Here is a 3,443-nt window from a genome sequence, read left to right on the forward strand (position 1 = left end):
CCTCGAGGTCGACGGCGACCACGGTGGGCTTCCCCGCTCCGACCTCCTCGTCGACGAGCTGCTCCCGCACGACGACGGCGTGAGCCACGAGCTCGCGTTCATCGCCGGCACGGTGACGGTCGTGGCGGGCACGACGCTGCCGGGGTCCGGCGGACGCGCGGTCAACGCGGTCGTGGCCGTCGACGGCACCGGCGAGCTGGTCGGCGTCTACCGGAAGGTGCACCTGTACGACGCGTTCGGGCACCGCGAGTCCGAGCGGCTCGAGGCCGGGCCGGCCGACGCGCCGCCGCTCGTGCTCGACGTCGCGGGCCTGCGGTTCGGCGTGCTGACCTGCTACGACCTGCGGTTCCCCGAGTCGTCGCGGCGGCTGGTCGACGCGGGTGCGCAGGTGCTGGTCTACCCGGCCGCCTGGGCGGCGGGCGAGCTCAAGGCCTGGCACTGGCGGTCGCTCGCGGTCGCGCGCGCGATCGAGAACACCGCCGCCGTGGTCGCGGTCGGGCAGGCGGGCAAGGGCGTCACCGGACGGTCGCTCGTCGTGGGGCCCGACGGCGTCGTCGGGCTCGAGCTGGACGAGGCGCCGGACGTGCGCACGGTCGACGTCGACGGCGCGCTGCTCGCGCGGGTGCGCGAGACGAACCCGTCGCTGGAGAACCGCCGCTACACCGTGGTCCCGCGCGACTGACCGACGGCCGCGGCGGTCGCGGGCCGCGCGACGGACGGGTCCGACGGACCCGGCGTGCGTGTCAGGCGGACCCGTAGGACGCGATCGACACGGCGACGTAGTGGCACGTGTACCCGACGACGGTCAGCGTGTGGAACACCTCGTGGAACCCGAACCACCGCGGGCTCGGGTTGGGGCGCTTGAGGCCGTAGACGACGGCACCGGCGGTGTACGCGAGCCCGCCGGCGGCCACGAGCCAGACGATCGCGGGCCCGCCGGACCGCCAGAACTGCGGCAGGAACGCGACCGCGACCCAGCCGAGCGCGACGTACACCGGCACGTAGACCCAGCGCGGCGCGCCCAGCCACAGGACGCGGGCGAGCAGTCCGAGGAGCGCGCCGGTCCACACGATGATCAGCAGGAGACGCGCGGTCTGCTCGGGCAGCAGGAGCACCGCGAGGGGCGTGTACGTGCCCGCGATGATGAGGAAGATGTTCGTGTGGTCGAGCCGCCGCAGGACGCCCTGCACGCGCGGTGACCAGCGTCCGCGGTGGTAGACGGCGCTGGTGCCGAAGAGCATGACCGCGGTGATCCCGAAGACGGCCGTCGACCACTTCGCGGCGGGCGTGGGGGACAGGGCGACCAGCACGACCGACGCCACGAGCACGAGCGGTGCGACTCCCGCGTGGATCCACCCGCGGAGCCTGGGCTTGATCGCGTCGGCGACCTGGCCGACCGCGCCGGGGAGCCCGTCGGGCTGCGCGGAGGTGGAGCTCATCAACGGTCTCGCTTCCGTCGTCCTACGTAACCTACGAGCCCGTAGGTTACGACACCGTAGGTAGCGCTGTCGACGCGCCCGACGTCGCGTCCATCCTGTCCGATCCGTCTCCTGCGCACACGACGGACGGGTACCGTGAGCGGGTTCCCGCCGTCGCCCGCCAAGGAGAGGTCCGCGTGCGCCTGCCCCACCCGGTGTACTCGCTCTACGAGAAGCGACTCGCCGCCTCGCTGCCACGCGACCGGGCCCCTCGCCACGTCGGCGTCATCCTCGACGGCAACCGCCGCTGGGCGCGCAGCATGGGCGAGTCCACGCGGCACGGGCACCAGGCGGGCGCCGCCAAGATCGCCGACCTGCTCGGCTGGAGCGAGGACGTCGGCGTCGAGGTCGTCACGCTCTGGATGCTGTCGACCGACAACCTCAACCGCCCGGCCGAGGAGCTCGACCCGCTGCTCGACATCATCGAGCACGCCGTCCGGGACCTCGCCGCCGCCGGACGCTGGCGCCTGCAGGCCGTCGGGTCGCTCGACCTGCTGCCCGCGAGCACCGCCGCCGCGCTGCGCGAGGCCGAGGTCGCGACCGCGCACGTCGACGGCCTGCACGTCAACGTCGCCGTCGGCTACGGCGGCCGGCACGAGATCGCGGACGCCGTCCGCTCGTTCCTGCGCGAGCACGCGGAGGCCGGCACGAGCGTCGACGAGCTCGCCGAGCAGTTCGACGTCGAGCACATCGCCGAGCGCCTCTACACCAAGGGTCAGCCCGACCCCGACCTCGTCATCCGCACGTCGGGCGAGCAGCGGCTCGGCGGCTTCCTGCTGTGGCAGTCGGTGCACTCGGAGTTCTACTTCTGCGAGGCGTACTGGCCCGACTTCCGGCGCGTCGACTTCCTGCGCGCGGTCCGGTCCTACGCCGCACGGGAGCGCCGGCTCGGCCGCTGAGCCGCCGCCTCGCAGGCTGATGCCTCGGACAACTGTCCGGGTGCAGGACCCACGCGCGTGGACGACGATGGAGGAGCGCCCGAAGCAGGAGGCTGCGGGCCGTTGGCGCGCAGCGCGGGGGGTGCCGTCGATGCCGGTGCATGTCCTGTCCGTCTCCACTCGTCAGCCGGACGTCGCGTACTCGGTCCTCAAGGACCTGTACTGCCCCCACCAGCGCCTGACGCTCGCCACCGCCGCGCCGACCTTCCTGTGCGACCTCCGGGCGACGAACGCCGGTGACCTCGGCGCGGACACCGTGCGCCTCTCGAGCGGCGTGCAGTGCACGGTCGCGCCCGTCGACTACCTGCTCGTGACGACCGGCGTCGTGGGCACCGGGCGCTACGACGTCGGTGGGGACGAGGTCCGCATCGGCGCCGGGTCGGTGTTCCGGTTCCCCGACGACGCCCCGCTGACCGCCACCTGGGACGGCATCGAGCTGCTGGTGACGCGGCTGCCGCGGTCGGTGGTCGGGCGGGTCGCGTCCGAGAGGCTGCCCCTCGACGCGTGCGACGTGCGCTTCGGCGGCCTCGAACCCGTGTCCGTGAGCGCGGGCCGGGCGTGGGTGCGCCTCGCGCACTTCGTCGCCGGGCAGCTCGCCGACGACGCACCGAGCGCCGCGAACCCGATCGCCGCCGCCGCGCTCGGGGACCTGGTCGCCGCCGGCGCCCTCGCCACCTTCCCGAACACGACCCTCGACAGCGCGCTCGTGCGCGGACCCGGGTACGCCGCGCCGTCCACCGTGCGCCGCGCGGTCGCGTTCATCGACGACCACGCGTCGCTGCCCGTCACCGTGACGGACATCGCGCACGCCGCCGGCCTGAGCGCACGCGCGCTCCAGAGCGCGTTCCAGCGGCACCTCGGCGTGACGCCCATGGCGTACCTCCGACGCGCCCGCCTCGAGGGCGCGCACCGCGACCTCCAGGCGGCCGACCCGACGGCCGGCGACACCGTCGCCGACGTCGCCCTGCGGTGGGGGTTCGTCAAGCCGGACCGGTTCGCGGCGGCGTACCGGCGGGTCTTCGGGGTG

Annotated in this window: 4 protein-coding genes; 3 read left to right on the forward strand and 1 reads right to left on the reverse strand. The window is 74.2% G+C overall.

Translation table 11 applies throughout. The features are described 5' to 3' along the window. The coding region (locus HGA02_RS13520) for a nitrilase-related carbon-nitrogen hydrolase (RefSeq protein ID WP_246247784.1) at positions 1–682 on the forward strand (682 nt) is incomplete at its 5' end. Between the two features lie 61 nt (positions 683–743). Here the strand turns inward: HGA02_RS13520 and trhA are convergent. Beyond that, positions 744–1,439 (reverse strand): PAQR family membrane homeostasis protein TrhA, encoded by a 696-nt coding sequence (trhA, locus tag HGA02_RS13525; protein WP_168679443.1) that lies wholly within the window; start codon positions 1,437–1,439, stop codon positions 744–746. A 176-nt stretch (positions 1,440–1,615) separates the two neighbouring features. On the opposite strand from trhA, the gene HGA02_RS13530 reads away from it, so the two are divergent. Next, on the forward strand, positions 1,616–2,377 hold the full coding sequence (locus HGA02_RS13530; RefSeq protein ID WP_168679444.1) for an isoprenyl transferase: 762 nt from the start codon (positions 1,616–1,618) through the stop codon (positions 2,375–2,377). Positions 2,378–2,507: 130 nt separating this feature from the next. Further along, positions 2,508–3,443, forward strand: a 936-nt coding sequence (locus HGA02_RS13535; protein ID WP_168679445.1) for an AraC family transcriptional regulator, incomplete at its 3' end; no start/stop codon positions are given.

The sequence above is a fragment of the Cellulomonas septica genome, from assembly GCF_012396155.1.
In the GTDB taxonomy this organism is placed as follows: domain Bacteria; phylum Actinomycetota; class Actinomycetes; order Actinomycetales; family Cellulomonadaceae; genus Cellulomonas; species Cellulomonas septica.